Below are 16,969 nucleotides of genomic sequence, written 5' to 3'. Positions count from 1 at the left end.
AGGAAGCCGGTGCGATTCACTCCAAAGAGCCGAGCACCTCTTCATATCGACCAGCGCCCAGTGACGCCTTTTCCGCCAAGGTGTACTCAACACTCAGTTGCTCAAAGCACTTAGTGACCAACGCCCAGAACCCTGGAAGCATCGGTGCACTGATACCAGCGCCGCATAGAAATACGACTTTCCCGTCTAGCATGGCATCGACGAGTGCAAAGGGAAAAGCAGGTCCTGATTCGGAGAGTCGTAGTTCCATAGAGAAGATTTGCCTTTTAGCGGTCCTGGACTACCACACTGATGAAGTCAGTCGTTTAGTCGGATGCTGAGAGTGTCTTAGAGAAATTGGCGCCGGGCTCAGCTTGGCAAGTGCGACTATGGGTAGAAACGCATCTAAAAACTGTTGCCAATTGTAATTTATTAGCACAGTTTTCCGAGCATTTCAAGCGAAAAGCCTCTGGTCATCACCGCAGGGTTTCGCGCTGACAGCTGAGGGCGCACTAGGTACGGTTGCGCCCCATGGACGACCTCGCCCGCGCACCGCACCTACATAGTCAGCACATCCAGCAGAGAGCCAACAGTGATCCACCATTTCTAGGCCGAGATCCGCTCGATCGTGGCTGCTCGATATTCGCTATCGCAGACAGCCTGCAGCTGCTGGGCCTTGCCAGCAAAACCAATCCGCTCATGCGCTGGTTAGGTCGCTTCGAGGGGCTGGAGCAGTATCTGGAAGAGGAGCTTGATCCAATCTTCTGCGTGCGCTCAATCCTGCTGCAGCTGGTTGCTGACCATCCCAAGATGCCGCATGTGCCCAAACCTCAGCAAGAGAAGAACTGGCACGGCTTCGTCATGCGAGTCGTGGCGCAGTCGTTCGTGCATACATGCGGCGATTGGGGCCGCGACGGCATCGCCTCACGCATCAAATGGAACCCGCTGCAGCAGAGTTTCATGGACTTCCTCGCGCTGGGCCAGCCTGGGGAGGAGCTGTCTATCTGGACACCCACCGATGGCAAGTCAGCGCGTGCCCAGCACTTCGCTCGAATGCTGCTCCAAGAGGAGTGCGCGTGAAGAGTATTGCTTCAAAGTTGCTTGCCATGGTGCCCTGGAGCAAGGCCACGCCCGTGAAGTCTGCGCCTGCAGGCCCGCTGCCGCTGCCGGACGCGCCAGTATCAACGCGGCCTCAAGACCAGCCACTCAAGCCAGACGAGATCCACATCGCGGGCAGTGAGCCCGGATGGTTGCGCGTGCTCAATGCCCAACAGCTGCTGGCCACCGTCCGCGCTGAGCGGGCTATCACCCAGATCTGGAGCCAGTCGCACCAGTCCCAGGCCATTTGGGAGCGGGACCTGCTGCCGGCGATTCGGCGGTACGCCGAGTTCGTGCAGCTCATGCCAGCATCGGAAGCGCACCACCACGCCCACGCAGGGGGCCTGCTGTCGCACACCATCGAAATGCTGCTCGCGGCCATGACCTGGCGCAATGCCCATCTGCTGCCAGGCGGAAGCCAGATCGAGATCGTTGACGCCCAGCGCGATCAATGGACCTATGTGGTGTTCTTCTGCGCTTTGCTGCATGACATCGCCAAGCCCATGACCGACCTGCGTATCGCATGGCGTCCTGTGGGCGAGGCCGATCCAATCCGTTGGGCACCTGCAGGCGGAAGCCTGTCGCAGATCGCTGGCCAACGCACTGCCGAGTACCTGGTGGACTTCGCGCCCAAGGGGCAGCGCGATTACAGCGCCCATGCCAAGCTGGCCCAGCTGCTGCTGCCCCGCATTGCGCCAGAAAGTGCGCTTCGATTCCTGGCGCACACGCCCACCGCCTTGGATGCCCTGGAGCAATACCTCACCGGCCAGGACAAGGACAGTCTCGTCGCCAAGATCGTCAAGCGCGCCGACCAGCTTTCCACGCAGCGTGCCTTGCAAAAAGGCTCCAAGGCCCGCTTCGCCACGGCCAAGGCCGTGCCTCTCATCGAGCTGCTGATGCAGTCTATGAGGACCATGCTCCAAGCTGGCACACAGCTCCCCCTGAATCGCAACGGTGCGGCAGGTTGGGTGTTCGAGGGGGCGATCTGGTTCGTGGCCAAGCGCCTCGCCGATACCGTGCGAGAGCACATCCAAGCAAACGAGCCCGATGAAAGCGTGCCTGGCAACGCAAAGAACGACCGGCTGTTCGACACCTGGCAGGACTACGGCGCGATCGAGCTCAACCCTGCCAGCGGCCAGGCCGCCTGGCATGTCACAGTGCACGGTTACGCCGAGGATGGGTCAGAGCAGGGGGCCTACATGCATGACTTTGCCATGCTCAAGTTCCCTCTGGCCAAGCTGTTCAACCACGAGAGCAAGTACCCGGCCGCCATGCGTGGGCGGCTGGAGATCCGCGACCGTCGCAAGGATGGAGCAGGGCAGGACGAACATCAAGCTGCTGCAACTCTCACTGCATCGGAATCTGCGGCAGCAATCGATGCCAATGCACCACAAGCTGCGGCATCCTCAGCCCAACCATCCCAGGTTGCGGCAAAGCCTGCGAAGCAACGGCCCCAGGATGCGGCAGAAGCTAAAAAGCATGCCGCCATCATGCGGGAGCCTACTTTCACCAAGCCGCCGAATGCTGCGGCAAAGCCCAGGCCTGCGGCAACCACTGCGGCAGCAGCAAAGACACCTGCACCAGAAACTCCATCCCAAACTGCGGCAGTCTTGGCAGTTAGGGCGCCTACGGCGCCAGTGCAGCAGACCCAAGCTGATACAGCCTACGACGAGTTTGAAGCTGGGGCAGCATCGAGATCCCGCGTGCCCACACCATTGAAGATGGACTACGACAGCCTCGACAACGGCGAAGCCGCGTATTTGCTGGGCGACAGCGAGGGCAGCTACTTCCTCGATCCATCCGAATCTGCAACAGCATCGGACAAGCCTGGCAAAAAGAACAAGCCGGCCAAGAACCCACAGCCGGCAGAGAAGGGCGCACCGCCCTTGGAGCAACGATTCCAAGATGCCGCAGCGGTGCCACCACCACCACCAGCTGCGCCTCCTCAGCCCGCCACCTTGCACCAGCCGCCCCAAGCTGCCGCAACTACGGCCGCAAGGCCGCCTTCTGTCAAACCTGCGGCAGCTGCGCCGCCGCCAGCGCCAAGCGCACCTAAGAATCCCGCCCAAGAGCTACGTCATGACCAAGTGCCTCGCTCTCAAAGCGTGAGTGCCGAGTTCAAGCGCATGGCCGCTGATCTGGACGAGCTCGACGACCTGCCCGTACTCAAGGGACGCACCATCACTGCAAGTCCGCCGCCGGCTGCAGCAGCAACACCGGGGCCGGTTCTTCTGCTGCAGCCGCTGCCCGACATCGACGCAAACCCCGACAAGCCGCCACCCGAGCCAAGCCCCTTGGCATTGGCTTTCATGCAGTGGGTGCAAATGGGGTTGGTCAATCGCGAGCTCAAATTCAACGAGACCGGCGCGGCGATTCACTTCGTGGAGGAGGGCATGGCCCTGGTATCGCCCAAGATCTTCAAGGAGTACGCACGCCATGGCGACCGTGAGGACGGCCACGAGGATCTCACCGTCGACGAGCTCAGCACCAAGACCCAGAGGGAGGTCATCAAGTGTGGCTGGCACCTGCCAGCCGCGAACCGCACAAACATCGTCCGCTATGAGATCCACAGCCGCGGCACGGTTGTGGCCCATCTGTCCTGTGTTGTCCTCACCAGCCCAGGCCGGTGGGTCCAGCCCATCCCCCCCAGCAATCCCGCATTGAAGATGGTTTGATATGAAATCCACCTGCTCAACTGATTACGAGATTGGCGACAACACCGCGCCAGACAAGCGCCTAGAGCTATGGAAATCGCGTAGCTTCTGGTTTCGGCTGCGGCACCGATGGAACGTGCTCAGTGCTTTTGCCGAGGGCAGCTTGACCTGGCACCACGCCAAGCTCGGCCTCAAATACCCGGATCAGGTCATGTGGCTGCAGCGCTGGCCACCTGGCAATGGATTGATGCCGGTCTGCCCAGCCGTCATTGCCGAGCTTGAGCACATCGATCGCACCATGATGGACTCCGACCAGCCCGCGCCACGGGCCGCTATTTTCTCACTCCACAGCATCGGCCACGATCGCACCCAGTGCAGGAACTGCGGCGGATCTAGCGGGGCCTTGCCCACGCAATGCCCAGGTCGCCCCATGACCGATGACGAGCGGCAGGCCGTCCTGGAGGGGCTACCCGATTACGTCGATGGCCAATGGCTTGGCCAAGTCATCAAGCAAGCCCCGAAACCACTTGCCGAAACCTGCAAACTGGAGCCTAAACTGGCTGCCGAAACCTGCAAACTTGAGCCAAAAACGTCTGCCGAAACCTGCAAACTGGATTTGCCGTTTCCTGCACTCTATATACAAGGGTCTTCTATACAAAGAACTACTACTACGTCTCCAAGTGTCGTCGCGCTCGAAGTGGCACCAGCGAGCGAGGCGCAAGTCTTCTCGGAAAACGACTGGGCAGCGAAGTGCGCAGCCTTGTCGGACGCTGCCAACCAAGGCTGTGGCCAGGTGTACGAGACCTACGAGCTACGCGTGGGGGCCAGCATTGACCTGGCGCTGCTGCAGGTGCCCGAGCTGCACCTCGATCGCGCCATCGAGATCGCTGTTCAACACGGCTACACAACGCCTGCTCAACGTGCGAAGACCGTGCAGATGCTGCGTGACGATGGTTCTTGCAACCATGGGTTTGATCCACACACGTGTCCAGTTGGATGTGGAGACGTCGACAATGTGAACGATTCAATGGTGGACTCAGACGGGATGCCGTGCGGCTCCTGCGGGGGCTCGGAACAGGTCCAGTGCTTGCGATTTTGTAGCAGCGGACGCAGCGCCGATGCTGGAAAAAGATGACGAGTCAATCAAAAATGTTTGACAGTTGGGAACGAAGTCCTTAGAGTGCGAACCGTGCGTCAACGAGGTGAGTTGTTCTTCTCGCTGAATTTGGGTAAGAGGTAGTAGTAGCGATGCTGGCCGTGAGGTCCGCCAAAAGCCTTAGAAATCAGAGCCTTAGCGCTCTCTTTTTTAAAGCTTTTCTACTAGAGACGATGTATATTATGTTAAATCGTATAGGAGTCAGAATCAGGGCAAAGCTGCTGCAACGGGTATTGATCCAATTTTCATAATGGCCATCCGAACGTCATGTGATGTTTCGTACTCCATACCCAGCTCACCTCCCTCACTTCTCTTCCATCCTCGATAACGTGCCCGGCAGCATTGAGCAAAAAGCCAAGCTGCTGGACATTTCTCCTGCAACGCTGCGCAAATACCGCGCCGCAGGCCAAGCCCCAAGGCCCGTCCACATTGCACTGTTCTGGGAATCGACCTGGGGCATTGGCTATATAGAGTCCATTGCAGGACTACGCACCGCAACTTACTTCGCGCACGCCCAATCTCTTGAGCGCCAAAACAAGCGCCTCAAAGAGCAGATCAGCAAGCTAGAAGCCGATTTGCTCAAGACAGAGACTGGCGCAGCCAATCTGCCGATTTTCCGCATCGGCTAAAAGCGTGGCGGTATCTCGCCGTAAATTTCCATGAACCTTTTATGCGCAGCGGCATGTGCATTGGCACATGACAGAGTTATCTGCTCGGCCTGACACGCAGCAGAAGGCTTGTAGATCTGGCTCCATGCCGCACGCATATCAGCCTCATGTCGCAGCTTTTGACTTGCCTGCATCTCCAAATCAGCCGCCTGCTGACGCTGTTGGCTTGCTTTCACACTTGCCGCAGCATCACGCTGACGACGCTCTGCCTCAGCTTGAATTCTTGATCGCTCAGCTTGCTTCTGAATTTCCACAGATGCTTGCCGTAGCGAATGCTCAACCTCCCAAGCCATGTATTTGGTGTATGCCAATGCGGCTAGAAGTCCACCAATAAATACGCCCAAAGCGATCTTGAAAACATCGGTCAAGAAATCGCCATCTGATTGCTCAGACCTATAACGAGACATGTCTACACCCTCCTGTAAGAGAGTGTATCCACGCGCTGCTGCGGCTTCGCCGGTTTGTCTTTCAGGCGGGTGATTCAGCCGCATTGGTTTGCAACCTAATTGCGTTCCGTCCAGCAGCATGCCGTGCGGGAGGTGCCGCATGCAGCCAGGTCGATGTAACTGGCAATGCCTGATCAAAGGTTGACATCAGGGGCGCGGCCCCCGATACCCCCTCAGCGCTCTATCAGCCACTGAATTGGCAATTTTTTGAACGGTAAATTTTCTAGCTCAGGCGGCCCAACCCGGACCGGGGTGACCAATGCCGACATATCGCCACCCTCAAACGTCATGACCGTGACCGGGGCAAACTTTGCTTCGCAGATGCCTTTATCAACTTCTACCGGACGGCCGGATGGGCTGTAGCAGGTGCATGCCTTGGCAGTCTTGGTGCAGCCGACCACCCTACCCGGTTCAGCTGCATTGGCGAGCATGGCCACGCTCACAGCGGACGCAGCCAGCAGGAGTTTCAGCGCTTTTCCCATGGCTTGTCCATTTCCCCACCAGCATCGCCCAAAAGCTCACTGACGGCCCAGAGGCAGACACCTACGCCGATCAACCAAGAGAAGATAAGCCACCACATCACACGCCCCCTTGGACATAGCGCCGTGCGAGTTTCCACGCTTCATCCGGCGGCAGTTTTGAACACAAGGCCACAGCGGCCAGACGTGGCTTAGGAGCAGGCTTTACCTGAGGTTGGCTGAATAGGCGCTGCAACAGGCTTTGGCGAGCCTTTGGCGCTTCAAAACGGCCCTTGAGGTGCCATGCAGTCAACATGCTGTATGGGCCGCCGTAGAGCTCTGTTTTAAACCGAGGGTCTACGGGATTGCGCACCCAATCACGGAAGATCTGCAAAGTGTCATAGCCCTTGTACAGATAGCCTGCCTTGAAGAATTCACGGTCAATGGTTAGACCTGGCACATCCGTCAAACTGATATTGGCGATATGAAACTTTGGCAGACGGCCACGCTTGCCCAAGAACGTGCCGACGACCGGTATCTTGATTTTGTCGCCGCGGATCATGCGCACCTGATACTCGGCCAGACCGACGCGCACCTGCTTATCAATCATGTCGATGCTCTGCACCACCAAGTAAACGTCCCAGCCCTTTTTACGGGCGTGAATGAGCCAGTCGAGCAAGGCCGCGCGCTCAGGCGAATTGAAGCCGCGCGAGTTAAGCCAGCTACCCAACTCATCTAGCACCAAGATGCCGTTTCGCTCTTCATCAAATGGCGAATCAGGGTTGCCCGGGCCGATATCGTCCAAATCTTGCGCCGTTGGCTTATCAGGCACACGGATGGCCGAAACCTTGCTATTGGCCGGCATCAAATGTTCTAGGAAGAGATCAAAGTTTGTCGCCACCCGGCGCCCATCGCGCAAGGCATCGTCCATCTTCATCATGCAGTACAGGCCTTTGCCGGTACCCAATTTGCCTTGCACAACATAGACCGGCATGGCTTACCCCGCTTTCGCAAAGAGGTGGATCAGATCGCGCTGCCATGTGTACGCAGTAGCGGCGGTCCAAACAACTACGTAGGTACTCAAGCAAGCCGGAGCGACAGGTGGAATGACCATTTGCATAGCCTCCATGAACCTGCCTGCAGTGCCGTCAAGCTGGGCTATCAGAGGGCCAACGATGCCGCGCATAAAAACGAAGAGCGCCGCAGTCAAAGCCGTCATTGCCGCAACCGTAGCCGCACCGAATGCGACCTTGCGCCCGAAGTACTGAGCGAACCAGTTAACGAGTCCGACCAATAGATTTGAAAGTAATCCACCGATTAATGGCATTAGTCCACCTTTGCACCCATGACGCTAGCAACCCTTGAGAACGTCATAAATATAGTTGCGAGAATCCAGAGAAAATTCATCACCGGTATTACATAAGGCTCTATGACACAGATATTCAGTTCAATCTTGAATGTCTCTGTCAATATTTTTAAATCACCGAGATTCCAAGGTGAACAAGCTTTATGCGTGAGCCAAGCAAATCCAGTAAACCCCATTGAGGTATCTTTATCGGCAGTGCTTTTAATTCCTCCTAATGTATCCATGCGGTGCTGATGATCTTGCGCTTGCTTATCGAGCGCTGGATCAAATTTGCCTTCACCAGTCGGCGTACCGGTTTCATCAATTTTGCAGGGCGGCTGACCCTTTGCCCCACATCGACCGCCCTTTTCTTCGCCGTCGCCATCGCCGTTTTGGGCTTCAGTACCTGAAGAATCCGTTCCCTGACCAGCGTATGGAGGCTTGCCGTTAGCCGCGCATTTGTCTTTATTTTCTGATTTATTGCACCAGTCCCGGTCAACTTCTGTGGTGACGTTCTCGGTTGTCGTTGTCTGACCTGTAGCCTTGTCAGTAACTTTTACGGTCTCTGTGGTCTTGCATTTTCCAGAAGAACATTCTGTTTTTGTAGTCGTATCCGTCTTGGTTGTCGCTGTCTCAGAGGACTTTGTTTTAGGCGCGAAATCTACGCCGTTATAGCCAAAACTGGGGATGCACTTAGTCTCCCCTCCTATATCACCGGGGTACCCATTGGGACAAGCGTTATCCTGCTTTTTCGGAAGTTCTGGCGGCTTCGCAGGATCGGGAGGATTGTTGTCGCCATCGATACCCGGCACGCAAGGCTGAAAGTTTCCGCCAATCATGCGAGGCTGGAGAACACCCCGAGAATGCCACTGCCCATCATCAGTTTTCCAGCCAATATCTTTCTCAAAAGTCATTGCGCAAGCAAGACCCGGCTTTACGTCATCACCTTGAGGCTGACAGTAAACTCCATCAGCAATATTCCCATCTAATGTGACAGGCGACCTTGTAGCAGAACCGCTGTTATATAAAGCAACGCCACATGCTTTTTCAGAAGACATCTCAGCAACACACTGCCCACCCTCCTCAAAGAATGAGGCATTACACGAGCAAGAAGCACCAGATTCAGAGCTATTTTCAGGACATACATCATTAATCTTATTAATAGCTAGACGATGATTGTCACCATACCGACGAATAACACAGATCATGCCCTCAAGTGAATATGAATCAGCGCCCGGATATGCCTCACGCGTTCTTTTGCATAGATTCTCAGGGCTGGTATCTGTTAACTCAAAAAACTGAATTCCATACAAAGGCTGTTTTGCAATGACAGCCATAGCGCCGCCTGCATAGACCATCAGATTGACTAGCAGGAAGATTCGCAGGAAGCGCAAAATTTTCATAAAAATAATCTGAGCAAAAAGAGTTACGGCGCTCTGCCACCCCCGCTACGCAGGGGCAGCAGAGCGCCGCCACCATTAGCCAGCTCGACCCAGCTTCTTGACGAAACGGGCACCCACAACCCAGCCCACGCCAAGCAGGGCCAGAGTCACCAATGAACCGCCACCGGCCACAATGATCAAGCTGATATCAGTCTTTGCCTGACCAATAGCTGCCACAGGGTCAGTGGGGTCAGCAGCCATAGCCAGAGCCGGGCCAGCAGACAGCGCCAGAACCATTGCGCGTGCACGCAGAGTCTTCAGTTTTTCCTTCATTGAACACCTCAAAAAACGCCGGTAATGCGACCGGCAAACGCTTAGGCACTATTGCCCAATTGGTTGATGAACTTGACGACGTAGCCCACCTTGTAGCCACCGAAATAGGCCAGGACTAGCAGCCCGAGATATGCAGAAATCAGCATTAGCCGACCCTCCCCTGCCTATAGCCAAGCACGAACGCAAAGAAGGTCGTCCCAGCTACAAAAAGCTCTATAAGGTTTTGATCCATTACCAGAACTTCCCTGTTACGGCCTGCACCCATTCAGGTTCAGGCGCAATGGACGCGCAGCCAGTCACGACGACGCAAAGCAAAAGCCAGAGCAGCAAATCACGCATGCGCTACCCCCGGCTTGTCCGATAGCCAGCTAAAGGGGCCACCTGTGTTTTCAATGCTTCTGGGGGTGGTGCGCACCCGCACAAATCGCGTAAAACCGCCGCCCGTTGGCACGAACTCAGACCGTAGGAGTTCCCCGGTTTCAGCATTGAGATAGCCGCCGCCCGGCGCAGGTCTGAACCTGTCTTTGATGGAAGCATTGCCCTGCACATACGCAGGCCACAGAACCCAGCGACGGCAACCACGGCCAATTTCATCAAGCCCACCAACACCACTGATGCGAGCGCCATGCGGAAACTTCCCTTCTGATGTGCCTTTGCTGGCGTACTTCATGAGGTAGGCAACGGGATGCGTTGCGCGTACCCGGTTTGACATGCCATGCGTCCACATGGGTGCCTGAAATGCGCCCTTCTTTTTCCATGCGCTATCGGGCTTTGGAGGGGTCAGGCCATGGTTGAGCCACACGCACACGTGGTAGTGGATGACGCCGCGTTTTTGCAGCTCTGCCACCCAGACATAGCGAACCTTCTTGGAGCCTGTACGGCTGTAATGCCACTTGCGCAGACCATCGAGATAACGGCTGATGTGTTCGGGCCTCCAATCGCGGTTTGTGCCGCGATAGGTCAGCGTGAGCATCCAGACGCGCTGGTTTTTTTCGCCCAGGTGGTGCAAGGCTTTGGCCGAGATACCGACGCTTTTTTGCATGCGGGTAATGCGGGCCTTTTGGTGGTCAATTTCGATGGTGTTTTCAGCCACGAAATCAACCACCGAAAGACCAGAACCATCAGCCTTGCAAGTTGTTGATAGTGAGACAAGCCCGCGCGCTTCGCGCGCTGCCTGCGCCTCGCCCAGCAACGAGAGCATGCGTGCATGAGACACGCGCGCATTGGCCTCAGAACGGGCTACGTAGCGGGCACGAGCGGCCTTCATGCGCGGGGTTACATGCTGGTTTGCGATCGTTGCCCAAGGCTTGTGCTTTTCTGGGTCAAAACGGAACTCAGGCTGGGGAGCAGCCGCAATCTTTTCCAGCCGATCCAAGAAGCCTTGACCGAATACGGGCTTCATCCGCGCACCCCCGCTTCGATCAGGTATTCAGCGTGACTACGCAGCGAGCACTGCACCTGATAGCACTGGCGGTCATAGTCAGGAGGGAGCTTTTTCCAGGATGGAGGTGCATCGAGCTCAGCAGCGAGAAAGCGCAGGTATTCGAGGTGAAGCGCCCCATTGCTGGGGGCGAATTTGAACCTGTCAGGCACTGGGGCAAGACGGCCAATGTCCAGCGTCATGCCGGTACCGGGATTTGCTTGAATGAGCGTGAGAGCCATCACGCACCACCAATCAGGCCGGAAATCGTCAAGAACACGTGGCAGAGACTAATCACCCCCACCCAAATCAAGATGCCAAGCGGAACCCAGAAAAAAGGAATCAACCACCACTTAGGGGCATCGCCCGGATCGACTTCGCGGTCCATCAGAAGCCCTCCCCACCGATCGCATGATCACCGGCCCAGTAAGTCACCTCGCTGTAGGTCACGCTGTCGTCAATGTTGAGAGTGACCGTCACGCGGTCAGCTTTGATGCCCGGGGGCTGGTGTTCATTCCATGCAAAAAGGAGCGCCAGAAGCGCCCCCTGTGCCATGGCTTCGCGTGCTGCGTTTTCCATGGTGCACCTCGCTTACTGAGCTGCAGACTTCGGCTTGATCGGAACGACTCGCGAAGCGTCAAACGAGGCACGACCATCGCGCACAGTGATCGCGCTCGGACGAAACGTGTATTCGCCCGCTGCCAATGGCTGCCCATTGTCGCGAACGAAGAGCTCAACCTTTTCAGGGTAAGGAAGGGGCTGATCATCCTGATCAACCGTATGCAGATACGCGACCTGGAGGCGCAGTTGCTGGGCGGAGCCGTCTTTTTTGCTGGAGTACGACTGGATGCGGATAGGAAGATTCGGGACGGTGACTCTGATCATTTGTTGCTCCAAGTAATGACTGCAACATGCAGTCACGGAGCGAACGATAACCATGACTGCACATTGCAGTCAACGTTATTTGCATAATGACTGCACTTTGTAGTCAACAAAGCAACAGGGGCACACATGCAAACAACGCTTGATTTATTGGAAAAGGCACTGGCGCAGCAACCAGCGCCTTACTGGACTGAGCGTTTGAACCTTGCAAGAACCACCCTAGCCACCGCAAAAGTGCGAGCGCACCTAAGCCCAGCGATTGCCGGCGCACTAGCCGAAGAAATGGGTGAGGATCCTCAAAAATGGATGGTGATTGCAGCTCTGGAGGGCGAGCGAGATAGCGCGTGCAAATCGCGCATGGTGCGCAAGTTTCTAACCGGCGCTGCCATCGCCGGAACGCTGATGGGCGCTAGTGGTGCTGCTACTGCTGCCGTAGCAAACATGACTCAGGCCGCCGACGGTTTGTATATTATGTTAAATCAAATGCGCTATTAATAATGAAGCTGCAACCTCTTACGGGACGTGTGTTCTAGCTGGTTTCATGGTGGATATTTAGGCCATGTTCAGAGCACCATACCCCGCCCATCTACCCCATTTCAGCTACGTGCTGGATAACGTTCCCGGCTCCATCGAGCAAAAGGCCAGACTGCTCGATATTGCGCCGTCCACGCTGCGCAAATACCGAAAGCAAGGACAGGCTCCAAGGCCTATCCATCTGGCCTTGTTTTGGGAATCCGTCTGGGGCATTCGCACCATCGAAATCACCTCCGCTAATCAAGCCTCGACATACTTTGCCAGCTATCAAGCAGCCAAGCGCGAAAATGCCCGCCTTGTCAAGCAAATGTTGAGCCTCGAAGAAGAGATTAACGCCCATAAAAATGGGGCTGCGAACAGCCCCGTTTTCCAAATCGGTTGAATCAGCGCATCTATTCACCCGGCCCCAGCGGGTTCGGAGTCCCGGCCCACTGTTTCTTGATCCAGTCGCGCAGCGCAGGCACTTGCCCAATGACTGCCGCCGCGATGATGGCCCCGCCCACCACAATCAATGCCTCTCGGGCCAGATCGACCGGCCCCGGTATGAATCCTGGCACTCTCATTTGCGCTTCTTAAAGCGGCCCTTGCTGTCACGCTTGGGCGTGCTTCGTTTCTTTGCCATGGTTGCTTCCTCCTTTGGTTAAGTCATCAATGCGGCTATGAGCCTTGTCCACCTTGGCATGCAGCCGGGCCAGATCAGCCCGTATGCCTGCATAGACGGCTAAGGCTGGCCCCACAATTGCCAGCAGCGGGCGCAGCTCATCACCCGTCATTTGCGCTCGGCCAGCACGATTGCACCCAAAGCGGCCACGCCGCCCACGATCTGGCCCACGGCACCCACTGCGGCTTCTGGCACGCCGAACAAGATGCCCAGCGCAGACAAACCCGCCCATGTGGACGGCTCACGTAAACGATTCCAAATCTTGCCCATAGCTCCCCCCCTTTAGTCCCACAGATATTTGATGAAATCCCCGGCCGGGCAGTCGAAAGACGCGTCCCAAGTCCGGCCCTCTGCTTTTGCTCTCTCACACTTGGTCATGTTGGTACCCGGTATGCCGAAAATCTCCCCAACGCCCACCACAGCACCGCCAATCACGCCGTCCGCCATGTCCACCACGGCCCCGCCGATGTACTGGCCTGCGTTGCTGGCACTGGTGCTGCTGGCTCGCGTGACGGCCCAGACCAGCGCCGCCGCGACGACGCCGCCCGCCAGTAGGTACAGGTGCTGGGTCTTCATGGCTTACCAGCTCCCAGACGCACCGCCGCCGAACAGGCTCCAGCCGTTGGACTCAACGCCGCCGTAGGTCATGCCTAAGCCGCTGTTGTCCAGCGAGAGGCCCAAGCCGGTGCCGGTGCCTTTATTGCCGCCTACGGTCACGTTGTCAGCGCCGAAGCCCAAGCTATCCATAGCGCCATCAAACAGGCCGTAGCCGATCTGGCCGCCGTTGAAGTTGAACCATGGGCTGTAATAGTTGGTGCCCGGAGTCTTGCCCACGGGCAGGACGCCGCCGCCAGCGCCGCCTACGGCCTTTTTGACGGCACCGCCGATGTTGATGCCCTGGCTTTTGACGATCATGTAGACGGCCACGCCCGCAAGGCCCAGCACTAGCAATTCATCTTTTTTCATTGCCATGCCTGCCCCTTAGTAGCTGCTGCCGCCTGCTTCAACGTAGACGGCCCGCGCCGTGTCCATGCTGATGACGGGTTGACCGTAGGGACTGCCGGGCATGCTTGCCCATTCCCATGCGATTTTTTTAACGGCCACTTCAAAGCGGCCTGCCTTGATGTCTTCAAGCGCGTTTCGGGCTGCAATGCGGCCCACTGCGCCTAAGTCTTGATTCGCTGGCGAAAAGCCGCGAAGGCCCATGATTCGGGCGGTTTCATCCCATGTGCTACTCAGGAACTGATAAGCGCCTGCTGCCGTGCTGGTGATTCGTTTGCCATTGCGCATGGTCTTGGTAACGGCAATGCGCGGATGGTCGGCAAAGCCTTCAAAAAGCTGCCCGCCAAAAATCCGGCGATATCCCGCCTCGTCTACGGTGCCCTCCCCGCGCCGAATGACGCGCAGCAAGGCGCGCACATTGGGATGATTCAGGTCTGCCGCCGTGACGCGGCTCATGTTGGATAGTTTCATGCTGCCCCCCGTCAGGCTATCTATGACTTCCGCCGCGCCCTGCGTGACGGTGTTGGACGCGCTTTCAACGTCCGTCCATGTGTCGCTCTCCCAATCGCTGCCGCCCTCTTCTGCATCGACGGCCTCTTGCTGCCTGCGGTACATGACCCAAGCACCAGCGGCCAGCAGGCCAGCGGCTGCGATCAGGTAGGCATTACGCATCGACTAGCGTCCATGCGCCGTCTTTGAAAACCAGCGCCTTGCCCGGTACGAACTCTGGCAGGTCGATATCAGTGGCAAAGGCTGGAATCAGAAAAACGCCGGGTTCAAGCGGGCTCTCAAAGCCATCGCTTGTGCCGAGGTACTCGCCGGTTTCTTCGCTGTAGTGGTGGATTAGCTTCATGTGACCGCCTTAGCTGTACTTAATGACCGGCACCAAGGCCACGTTGCGTGGGCGGTTTTCTGCTGCTGTTGGGACTTGGCGGGATGCATCAAGTGAAACGCCAAACCCCCTGTCCTGTGCGCTTGTCGGGCCTGCCACCGTGTATCCATAACTACTAGCAGGAGCAAGTGCCCCACTCCCCCCATCCGCAAATGTTGCGGCGTACTCACCCGCCAGCGCTCCCGATATATTTCGGATTGCATCACCCTGTGCGCTGCCAATGGCACGCCCAGCGTCCACACCGCGCCCACGGTCAGCGCCGCGCAGGAATTCGCCGCGCAGGTCTGGCAGGTTGAACGTGGTTGCGCCATCGCCTGCCCCATAGTTGGTGCCGATGGATGCAAACAAGGTGCCATAGGTTGCACGGCTGATGGCTGCTCCGTTGCACTCCAGCCAGCCGGAAGGAATCACACCCGCCGCGCTGTATGCGATTTGACCCGCCATAAATTCATCGCTTTCGTTGTAGATGCCGTCTGTACCGGCGTTGTAGATGAAGCTCATCCCATTAGCTCCTGCACCTTGACAATCCCCGCGCCGCCTTCGCTCACGCCGTACCATGCGGCGCTTGGTGCTTCGCTTTCCAGCAGCATTTCGCCGGGCTTGATCTTCAAGCAGCCATTAACCAGATCCACACCCATGCCGCCCAAATAGACGATGGTCGTGCCACTGTTCAAAAAGCGAATGCCCCGGCGCTTGGCGTTGGCCGGCACAAGCAGCGTGGATGCCACGCTAATCGGCACAGGCCCGGTGTTTGCAATGGCCGTGGCCGTGGCCAGATTCACGGTGCCGGTATAGCGGTCATAGCCGCCATCACCATCAGAAATGGCGACCTTCACCAACTGTGGCCCGCCCAGCGTCATGACCTCTACCGCGTCAAAACCGCCGTCTGGCATGGTGTAAAAACCGGCCTCCACGGCCTGAGCGTCATAGACGACGCGGCCCTGGCGAATCACGCGCAGATTCACAGGCTCCACGCATTCCATCAGGCGGATATATCGCCCTGTGCCGTTCAGCCAAAAGCTTTGATCTGGGTAGACGATTTGAGATAGCGTGCGCATTACTTGGCCTTATTCACGAACGCCAGCCCGGCGACTGCCGCCACGGCAATCACCATGATGGTTTTGTTATCAATGGTTCCCTTGGCTTCGGTCTGCGCTTGTGCGTAGGCATCAGCCACGCTTTTTTGCGTCTGGCCTATCAGGCCTTGCGACTTATTGAACCAGTCGCCCGCCGTGTCAAGCAGCTTGGTAAAGCTGTCTGCATTCGTGGCGTTATTGATGTTGATGCTGTCGAGCGCAGCCCCTACGGTCTTGTTTACCGAAGACAAGGCACCGTCATAGGTGCTTGATGTGGCGCCCAGCATTCCCTTGAATGCCGCGTCCACGGTATCCAGACCACGACCAATCAGGCCACCATCCATCACCGTCACATTGCTGGTGGTGTTGCTGGTGTAGTTGGTCGTTGCCTCATAGTTATTGGTGCGGCTGGCGTTAATCCAGTTGTTATCTGACGAAGACAGACCCACGCCGTCCTGCACCGCCACCCGGTTGTCGTAGCTGTTGGATTGCTGGGTGCTGTCGGAATCGCCACCGCCGCCGCAGACATAGCCGCCGCCCAGCTTGGTGCGGGTTGCACCAGCGCCCAGAGGCAAGCCGAATTCATAGAGTTTTTGCCGCGAAGTCATGCCGCGATTTCCTTCACACAGATCAGCTCTTGCGGCCCGTAGCCCATGCGGGCCATTTTTCGGGCAACTGCCGGTTTTGCGGTATGAAACCGAATAGAGCTCACGCCGCAGAAGCTGGCTTCAATGGCAGGCATGCAGGTTTGAATCATGTCCACGCCCCGCAGCTCTGCCGCCGCCGCCACAATCACGCCCTGTTGCCCCCTGGCCGTGCTGTCAACGCGCAGCAGGTAGGCTCCGACGCACTCACCCTCATGCATGATTCGGTACAGCTTTGCGCCGTGCAGCCATTGCTTGTGCAGGTCCTGCAGGGTTGCCGATGCCAGCGCACGCCCCAGCCAATGCGCGGCATCGTCCCCCCACTCCCCCAGCACTAAA

General features: G+C 57.3%; 27 protein-coding genes. 6 read left to right on the top strand and 21 right to left on the bottom strand.

From position 1 onward, the window contains the following. Positions 1–510 precede the first annotated feature (510 nt). The 4 genes from HF327_RS05395 to HF327_RS05380 all read left to right on the top strand — a co-directional run bounded on the left by HF327_RS05395 (position 511) and on the right by HF327_RS05380 (position 5,516). Positions 511–1,059: a hypothetical protein gene (locus HF327_RS05395; protein WP_169107262.1), complete on the top strand. Its 549-nt coding sequence runs from the start codon at positions 511–513 to the stop codon at positions 1,057–1,059. Beyond that, entirely contained in the window at positions 1,056–3,752 is a 2,697-nt protein-coding gene (gene mobH / locus HF327_RS05390; RefSeq protein ID WP_169107261.1) for a MobH family relaxase, read from the top strand. The genes HF327_RS05395 and mobH overlap by 4 nt, the downstream gene beginning before the upstream one ends. Position 3,753: 1 nt before the next feature. After that, a complete protein-coding gene (locus tag HF327_RS05385) occupies positions 3,754–4,866 on the top strand; it encodes a hypothetical protein (RefSeq protein WP_169107260.1) in 1,113 nt (370 codons plus the stop codon). A gap of 293 nt (positions 4,867–5,159) precedes the next feature. Beyond that, the gene (locus HF327_RS05380; RefSeq protein WP_169107259.1) at positions 5,160–5,516 is read left to right on the top strand and encodes a hypothetical protein; all 357 of its coding nucleotides are present in this window, start codon (positions 5,160–5,162) and stop codon (positions 5,514–5,516) included. Here the strand turns inward: HF327_RS05380 and HF327_RS05375 are convergent. The 11 genes from HF327_RS05375 to HF327_RS05325 form a co-directional block, all read right to left on the bottom strand. Next, positions 5,513–5,962 carry a hypothetical protein gene (locus HF327_RS05375; RefSeq protein ID WP_169107258.1) on the bottom strand — a complete coding sequence of 150 codons (450 nt, stop codon included), beginning with the start codon at positions 5,960–5,962 and terminating at the stop codon, positions 5,513–5,515. The two genes, HF327_RS05380 and HF327_RS05375, sit on opposite strands and share 4 nt — an antisense overlap. A gap of 212 nt (positions 5,963–6,174) precedes the next feature. Further along, a complete protein-coding gene (locus HF327_RS05370) occupies positions 6,175–6,483 on the bottom strand; it encodes a hypothetical protein (protein ID WP_169107257.1) in 309 nt (102 codons plus the stop codon). 97 nt (positions 6,484–6,580) lie between these two features. After that, positions 6,581–7,453, bottom strand: coding sequence for a zonular occludens toxin domain-containing protein (locus HF327_RS05365; RefSeq protein WP_198460421.1), 873 nt, complete (start codon positions 7,451–7,453; stop codon positions 6,581–6,583). A 3-nt stretch (positions 7,454–7,456) separates the two neighbouring features. Beyond that, positions 7,457–7,786 (bottom strand): DUF5455 family protein, encoded by a 330-nt coding sequence (locus HF327_RS05360; protein WP_169107255.1) that lies wholly within the window; start codon positions 7,784–7,786, stop codon positions 7,457–7,459. Next, positions 7,786–9,207: a hypothetical protein gene (locus HF327_RS05355; protein ID WP_169107254.1), complete on the bottom strand. Its 1,422-nt coding sequence runs from the start codon at positions 9,205–9,207 to the stop codon at positions 7,786–7,788. The genes HF327_RS05360 and HF327_RS05355 overlap by 1 nt, the downstream gene beginning before the upstream one ends. 75 nt (positions 9,208–9,282) lie before the next feature. Next, entirely contained in the window at positions 9,283–9,519 is a 237-nt protein-coding gene (locus HF327_RS05350; protein ID WP_169107253.1) for a hypothetical protein, read from the bottom strand. A 331-nt stretch (positions 9,520–9,850) separates the two neighbouring features. Beyond that, on the bottom strand, positions 9,851–10,921 hold the full coding sequence (locus tag HF327_RS05345) for a rolling circle replication-associated protein (protein WP_236024052.1): 1,071 nt from the start codon (positions 10,919–10,921) through the stop codon (positions 9,851–9,853). Continuing rightward, positions 10,918–11,181, bottom strand: a complete 264-nt coding sequence (locus HF327_RS05340) for a hypothetical protein (protein ID WP_169107252.1) — start codon at positions 11,179–11,181, stop codon at positions 10,918–10,920. Before HF327_RS05340 ends, HF327_RS05345 begins: the two co-directional genes overlap by 4 nt. Continuing rightward, the gene (locus HF327_RS05335) at positions 11,181–11,327 is read right to left on the bottom strand and encodes a hypothetical protein (protein ID WP_169107251.1); all 147 of its coding nucleotides are present in this window, start codon (positions 11,325–11,327) and stop codon (positions 11,181–11,183) included. The genes HF327_RS05340 and HF327_RS05335 overlap by 1 nt, the downstream gene beginning before the upstream one ends. Then, the gene (locus HF327_RS05330; protein WP_169107250.1) at positions 11,327–11,518 is read right to left on the bottom strand and encodes a hypothetical protein; all 192 of its coding nucleotides are present in this window, start codon (positions 11,516–11,518) and stop codon (positions 11,327–11,329) included. The genes HF327_RS05335 and HF327_RS05330 overlap by 1 nt, the downstream gene beginning before the upstream one ends. 12 nt (positions 11,519–11,530) lie before the next feature. Continuing rightward, the gene (locus tag HF327_RS05325; protein WP_169107249.1) at positions 11,531–11,824 is read right to left on the bottom strand and encodes a single-stranded DNA-binding protein; all 294 of its coding nucleotides are present in this window, start codon (positions 11,822–11,824) and stop codon (positions 11,531–11,533) included. 126 nt (positions 11,825–11,950) lie between these two features. Between HF327_RS05325 and HF327_RS05320 the strand changes: the two genes are divergently transcribed. Together HF327_RS05320 and HF327_RS05315 are read left to right on the top strand one after the other, a co-directional pair. Further along, positions 11,951–12,316: a hypothetical protein gene (locus HF327_RS05320; protein WP_198460420.1), complete on the top strand. Its 366-nt coding sequence runs from the start codon at positions 11,951–11,953 to the stop codon at positions 12,314–12,316. A 64-nt stretch (positions 12,317–12,380) separates the two neighbouring features. Next, entirely contained in the window at positions 12,381–12,737 is a 357-nt protein-coding gene (locus HF327_RS05315) for a hypothetical protein (RefSeq protein ID WP_169107248.1), read from the top strand. A gap of 10 nt (positions 12,738–12,747) precedes the next feature. On the opposite strand, the gene HF327_RS05310 is transcribed toward HF327_RS05315, so the two are convergent. The 10 genes from HF327_RS05310 to HF327_RS05265 all read right to left on the bottom strand — a co-directional run bounded on the left by HF327_RS05310 (position 12,748) and on the right by HF327_RS05265 (position 16,965). Beyond that, entirely contained in the window at positions 12,748–12,918 is a 171-nt protein-coding gene (locus tag HF327_RS05310) for a hypothetical protein (protein WP_169107247.1), read from the bottom strand. 206 nt (positions 12,919–13,124) lie between these two features. Continuing rightward, positions 13,125–13,286, bottom strand: a complete 162-nt coding sequence (locus tag HF327_RS05305; protein WP_169107246.1) for a hypothetical protein — start codon at positions 13,284–13,286, stop codon at positions 13,125–13,127. Between the two features lie 12 nt (positions 13,287–13,298). Continuing rightward, the gene (locus HF327_RS05300; protein WP_169107245.1) at positions 13,299–13,592 is read right to left on the bottom strand and encodes a hypothetical protein; all 294 of its coding nucleotides are present in this window, start codon (positions 13,590–13,592) and stop codon (positions 13,299–13,301) included. Positions 13,593–13,595: 3 nt separating this feature from the next. Then, positions 13,596–13,988: a hypothetical protein gene (locus tag HF327_RS05295; RefSeq protein WP_169107244.1), complete on the bottom strand. Its 393-nt coding sequence runs from the start codon at positions 13,986–13,988 to the stop codon at positions 13,596–13,598. Positions 13,989–13,997: 9 nt separating this feature from the next. After that, the gene (locus HF327_RS05290) at positions 13,998–14,690 is read right to left on the bottom strand and encodes a glycoside hydrolase family 24 protein (protein WP_236024051.1); all 693 of its coding nucleotides are present in this window, start codon (positions 14,688–14,690) and stop codon (positions 13,998–14,000) included. Next, entirely contained in the window at positions 14,683–14,871 is a 189-nt protein-coding gene (locus HF327_RS05285) for a hypothetical protein (RefSeq protein ID WP_169107243.1), read from the bottom strand. The genes HF327_RS05290 and HF327_RS05285 overlap by 8 nt, the downstream gene beginning before the upstream one ends. 9 nt (positions 14,872–14,880) lie before the next feature. After that, on the bottom strand, positions 14,881–15,411 hold the full coding sequence (locus tag HF327_RS05280) for a phage tail protein (protein WP_236024050.1): 531 nt from the start codon (positions 15,409–15,411) through the stop codon (positions 14,881–14,883). After that, the gene (locus tag HF327_RS05275; protein WP_169107241.1) at positions 15,408–15,968 is read right to left on the bottom strand and encodes a hypothetical protein; all 561 of its coding nucleotides are present in this window, start codon (positions 15,966–15,968) and stop codon (positions 15,408–15,410) included. Before HF327_RS05275 ends, HF327_RS05280 begins: the two co-directional genes overlap by 4 nt. Continuing rightward, entirely contained in the window at positions 15,968–16,594 is a 627-nt protein-coding gene (locus HF327_RS05270; protein ID WP_169107240.1) for a hypothetical protein, read from the bottom strand. Before HF327_RS05270 ends, HF327_RS05275 begins: the two co-directional genes overlap by 1 nt. Further along, a complete protein-coding gene (locus HF327_RS05265) occupies positions 16,591–16,965 on the bottom strand; it encodes a hypothetical protein (protein ID WP_169107239.1) in 375 nt (124 codons plus the stop codon). Before HF327_RS05265 ends, HF327_RS05270 begins: the two co-directional genes overlap by 4 nt. Positions 16,966–16,969 lie beyond the last annotated feature (4 nt).

The sequence above is a fragment of the Comamonas suwonensis genome, assembly GCF_012844455.2.
GTDB lineage: Bacteria > Pseudomonadota > Gammaproteobacteria > Burkholderiales > Burkholderiaceae_C > Comamonas > Comamonas suwonensis.
This window is presented reverse-complemented; position numbering and strand designations above follow the sequence as displayed.

Excerpts from the sequence above, each read along its gene's own strand:
- HF327_RS05315 (WP_169107248.1), top strand. The coding sequence starts at position 12,381 with ATGTTCAGAGCACCATACCCCGCCCATCTACCCCATTTCAGCTACGTG.
- HF327_RS05380 (WP_169107259.1), top strand. The coding sequence starts at position 5,160 with ATGTTTCGTACTCCATACCCAGCTCACCTCCCTCACTTCTCTTCCATC.
- HF327_RS05355 (WP_169107254.1), bottom strand. The coding sequence starts at position 9,207 with ATGAAAATTTTGCGCTTCCTGCGAATCTTCCTGCTAGTCAATCTGATG.
- HF327_RS05385 (WP_169107260.1), top strand. The coding sequence starts at position 3,754 with ATGAAATCCACCTGCTCAACTGATTACGAGATTGGCGACAACACCGCG.
- HF327_RS05395 (WP_169107262.1), top strand. The coding sequence starts at position 511 with ATGGACGACCTCGCCCGCGCACCGCACCTACATAGTCAGCACATCCAG.
- HF327_RS05280 (WP_236024050.1), bottom strand. The coding sequence starts at position 15,411 with ATGAGCTTCATCTACAACGCCGGTACAGACGGCATCTACAACGAAAGC.
- HF327_RS05330 (WP_169107250.1), bottom strand. The coding sequence starts at position 11,518 with ATGGAAAACGCAGCACGCGAAGCCATGGCACAGGGGGCGCTTCTGGCG.
- HF327_RS05300 (WP_169107245.1), bottom strand. The coding sequence starts at position 13,592 with ATGAAGACCCAGCACCTGTACCTACTGGCGGGCGGCGTCGTCGCGGCG.
- HF327_RS05335 (WP_169107251.1), bottom strand. The coding sequence starts at position 11,327 with ATGGACCGCGAAGTCGATCCGGGCGATGCCCCTAAGTGGTGGTTGATT.
- HF327_RS05350 (WP_169107253.1), bottom strand. The coding sequence starts at position 9,519 with ATGAAGGAAAAACTGAAGACTCTGCGTGCACGCGCAATGGTTCTGGCG.
- HF327_RS05375 (WP_169107258.1), bottom strand. The coding sequence starts at position 5,962 with ATGTCTCGTTATAGGTCTGAGCAATCAGATGGCGATTTCTTGACCGAT.
- HF327_RS05320 (WP_198460420.1), top strand. The coding sequence starts at position 11,951 with ATGCAAACAACGCTTGATTTATTGGAAAAGGCACTGGCGCAGCAACCA.
- HF327_RS05275 (WP_169107241.1), bottom strand. The coding sequence starts at position 15,968 with ATGCGCACGCTATCTCAAATCGTCTACCCAGATCAAAGCTTTTGGCTG.
- HF327_RS05295 (WP_169107244.1), bottom strand. The coding sequence starts at position 13,988 with ATGGCAATGAAAAAAGATGAATTGCTAGTGCTGGGCCTTGCGGGCGTG.
- HF327_RS05360 (WP_169107255.1), bottom strand. The coding sequence starts at position 7,786 with ATGCCATTAATCGGTGGATTACTTTCAAATCTATTGGTCGGACTCGTT.
- HF327_RS05285 (WP_169107243.1), bottom strand. The coding sequence starts at position 14,871 with ATGAAGCTAATCCACCACTACAGCGAAGAAACCGGCGAGTACCTCGGC.
- HF327_RS05310 (WP_169107247.1), bottom strand. The coding sequence starts at position 12,918 with ATGAGAGTGCCAGGATTCATACCGGGGCCGGTCGATCTGGCCCGAGAG.
- HF327_RS05325 (WP_169107249.1), bottom strand. The coding sequence starts at position 11,824 with ATGATCAGAGTCACCGTCCCGAATCTTCCTATCCGCATCCAGTCGTAC.
- HF327_RS05370 (WP_169107257.1), bottom strand. The coding sequence starts at position 6,483 with ATGGGAAAAGCGCTGAAACTCCTGCTGGCTGCGTCCGCTGTGAGCGTG.
- HF327_RS05340 (WP_169107252.1), bottom strand. The coding sequence starts at position 11,181 with ATGGCTCTCACGCTCATTCAAGCAAATCCCGGTACCGGCATGACGCTG.
- HF327_RS05270 (WP_169107240.1), bottom strand. The coding sequence starts at position 16,594 with ATGACTTCGCGGCAAAAACTCTATGAATTCGGCTTGCCTCTGGGCGCT.
- HF327_RS05290 (WP_236024051.1), bottom strand. The coding sequence starts at position 14,690 with ATGCGTAATGCCTACCTGATCGCAGCCGCTGGCCTGCTGGCCGCTGGT.
- HF327_RS05365 (WP_198460421.1), bottom strand. The coding sequence starts at position 7,453 with ATGCCGGTCTATGTTGTGCAAGGCAAATTGGGTACCGGCAAAGGCCTG.
- HF327_RS05345 (WP_236024052.1), bottom strand. The coding sequence starts at position 10,921 with ATGAAGCCCGTATTCGGTCAAGGCTTCTTGGATCGGCTGGAAAAGATT.
- HF327_RS05305 (WP_169107246.1), bottom strand. The coding sequence starts at position 13,286 with ATGGGCAAGATTTGGAATCGTTTACGTGAGCCGTCCACATGGGCGGGT.